This window comes from Nocardioides ureilyticus (assembly GCF_051280745.1).
Classification (GTDB): Bacteria; Actinomycetota; Actinomycetes; order Propionibacteriales; family Nocardioidaceae; genus Nocardioides.
This window is the reverse complement of record NZ_JBNCOG010000069.1, coordinates 1-3,380: the sequence shown is the minus strand read 5'-3', so window position 1 is coordinate 3,380 and position 3,380 is coordinate 1. Positions and strand designations below refer to the sequence as shown.

Here is a 3,380-nt window from a genome sequence, read left to right as displayed (position 1 = left end):
GGCGCATGCACATGTGTGTGTGGTGGTTGGTGGGTGTTGCTTGGTCTTTGTAGTTTGTTGTCTTCGTTGAGTGTTTGTGAGACAAGCTATGAAGGGCACATGGTGGATGCCTTGGCATCAAGAGCCGATGAAGGACGTAGGAGCCTGCGATAAGCCCTGGGGAGTTGGCAACCGAGCTGTGATCCGGGGATTTCCGAATGGGGGAACCCAGCTGGAGTCATGTCCAGTTACCTGCACCTGAATATATAGGGTGTGTGGAGGGAACGTGGGGAAGTGAAACATCTCAGTACCCACAGGAAGAGAAAACAATAGTGATTCCGAGAGTAGTGGCGAGCGAAATCGGATGAGGCCAAACCTCGTACGTGTGATACCCGGCAGGGGTTGCGTATGGGGGGTTGTGGGACCGTTTGGTCAGTTCTGCCGGACTGGCACAGAGTAAGAAAACGCAATCGAAGTCGAAGTCCATTGGAAAGTGGCGCCGTAGAGGGTGATAGCCCCGTATGCGTAAGGTTGTGTCTCTGAAGCGGTATCCCAAGTAACACGGAACCCCTGAAATTCCGTGTGAATCTGGCGGGACCACCCGTTAAGCCTAAATACTCCTTGATGACCGATAGCGGACAAGTACCGTGAGGGAAAGGTGAAAAGTACCCCTGGCGGGGAGTGAAATAGTACCTGAAACCGTGTGCCTACAATCCGTCAGAGCCCGGCTGCCCCTTGTGGGTGTTGGGGTGATGGCGTGCCTTTTGAAGAATGAGCCTGCGAGTTTGCGTTGTGTTGCGAGGTTAACCCGTGTGGGGAAGCCGTAGCGAAAGCGAGTCCGAATAGGGCGTTTGAGTAGCACGATCAAGACCCGAAGCGAAGTGATCTATCCATGGGCAGGTTGAAGCGCGGGTAAGACCGCGTGGAGGACCGAACCCACTTAGGTTGAAAACTGAGGGGATGACCTGTGGATAGGGGTGAAAGGCCAATCAAACTTCGTGATAGCTGGTTCTCCCCGAAATGCATTTAGGTGCAGCGTTGCGTGTTTCTTGCCGGAGGTAGAGCACTGGATAGCCGATGGGCCCGACCAGGTTACTGACGTTAGCCAAACTCCGAATGCCGGTAAGTGAGAGCGCAGCAGTGAGACTGCGGGGGATAAGCTCCGTAGTCGAGAGGGAAACAGCCCAGACCATCAGCTAAGGCCCCTAAGCGGTGACTAAGTGGAAAAGGATGTGGAGTCGCATTGACAACCAGGAGGTTGGCTTGGAAGCAGCCACCCTTGAAAGAGTGCGTAATAGCTCACTGGTCAAGTGATTCCGCGCCGACAATGTAGCGGGGCTCAAGTCATCCGCCGAAGCTATGGCATTCACATATTCTCCTAGCCTTCATGGTTCAGGTGTGTGGATGGGTAGGGGAGCGTCGTGTCGCGAGTGAAGCTCCAGGGTGACCTAGGGGTGGACGCGACACGAGTGAGAATGCAGGCATGAGTAGCGAATGCAATGTGAGAAACATTGCCGCCGAATGATCAAGGGTTCCAGGGTCAAGCTAATCTGCCCTGGGTAAGTCGGGACCTAAGGCGAGGCCGACAGGCGTAGTCGATGGACAACGGGTTGATATTCCCGTACCGGCAAAGTAGCGCCCATGACGAACCCGGTGATGCTAACCACCCGAAACCACACTCACCGATCCCTTCGGGGTGAGGGGGTGTGGCGGAGCGTGGGACCCGAGCTGGTAGTAGTCAAGCGATGGGGTGACGCAGGAAGGCAGCCCAACCACGGCGATGGTTGTCCGTGGCCAAGGATGTAGGACGAACGGTAGGCAAATCCGCTGTTCTGGCTTCAATGCCGAGTCTGAGATCTGATGGGGACCCGTATGGGGAAGTGGGTGATCCTATGCTGTCGAGAAAAACCTCTAGCGAGCTACGCGCCGCCCGTACCCCAAACCGACTCAGGTGATCAGGTAGAGAATACCAAGGCGATCGAGCGAACCATGGTTAAGGAACTCGGCAAAATGCCCCCGTAACTTCGGGAGAAGGGGGGCCGGATCCGTGACACCCTTCGCGGGTGGTAGCGGTGATGGCCGCAGAGACCAGGCCCAAGCGACTGTTTACTAAAAACACAGGTCCGTGCGAAGTTGTAAGACGATGTATACGGACTGACTCCTGCCCGGTGCTGGAAGGTTAAGGGGACGGGTCAGCCACGTAAGTGGTGAAGCTCAGAACTTAAGCCCCAGTAAACGGCGGTGGTAACTATAACCATCCTAAGGTAGCGAAATTCCTTGTCGGGTAAGTTCCGACCTGCACGAATGGAGTAACGACTTGGGCGCTGTCTCAACCGTGGACTCGGCGAAATTGCACTACGAGTAAAGATGCTCGTTACGCGCGGCAGGACGGAAAGACCCCGGGACCTTTACTATAGTTTGGTATTGGTGTTTGGTTCGGCTTGTGTAGGATAGGTGGGAGACTGTGAAGCATTCACGCCAGTGAGTGTGGAGTCATCGTTGAAATACCACTCTGGTCGTACTAGATGTCTAACCTAGGTCCGTAATCCGGATCAGGGACAGTGCCTGATGGGTAGTTTAACTGGGGCGGTTGCCTCCTAAAATGTAACGGAGGCGCTCAAAGGTTCCCTCAGCCTGGTTGGCAATCAGGTGGCGAGTGTAAGTGCACAAGGGAGCTTGACTGTGAGACAGACATGTCGAGCAGGGACGAAAGTCGGAACTAGTGATCCGGCCACGGCATGTGGAAGCGTGGTCGCTCAACGGATAAAAGGTACCCCGGGGATAACAGGCTGATCTTCCCCAAGAGTCCATATCGACGGGATGGTTTGGCACCTCGATGTCGGCTCGTCGCATCCTGGGGCTGGAGCAGGTCCCAAGGGTTGGGCTGTTCGCCCATTAAAGCGGCACGCGAGCTGGGTTTAGAACGTCGTGAGACAGTTCGGTCCCTATCCGCCGCGCGCGCAGGAAACTTGAGAAAGGCTGTCCCTAGTACGAGAGGACCGGGATGGACGAACCTCTGGTGTGCCAGTTGTCCCGCCAGGGGCACGGCTGGTTAGCTACGTTCGGAAGTGATAACCGCTGAATGCATCTAAGCGGGAAGCACGTTTCAAGATGAGGTTTCCCACCACGTCAAGTGGGTAAGGCCCCCAGCAGAACACTGGGTTGATAGGCCGGAGGTGTACAGCAGTAATGCCTAGCCGACCGGTACTAATAGGCCGAGGGCTTGTCCCACACTCACTCAACCAAGACAACAACCAACGTGTTGTTTCCTCGAGTGCTCGCGTCCACGAACCAATTCACCACACACGCTCCCGTGGTGCCCCCGCTTGGCGGGGTGCCTGGGTGGCGCACACGATCCATCACATGTGAACAGAGACCTGGAAACACCCCGCCGGCAACAG

At 55.8% G+C, this 3,380-nt stretch carries 1 rRNA gene; it reads left to right on the top strand.

From position 1 onward, the window contains the following. Positions 1 to 79 precede the first annotated feature (79 nt). Positions 80 to 3,210, top strand: a 23S ribosomal RNA gene (locus tag ACSMHG_RS19460). Positions 3,211 to 3,380: the final 170 nt, after the last annotated feature.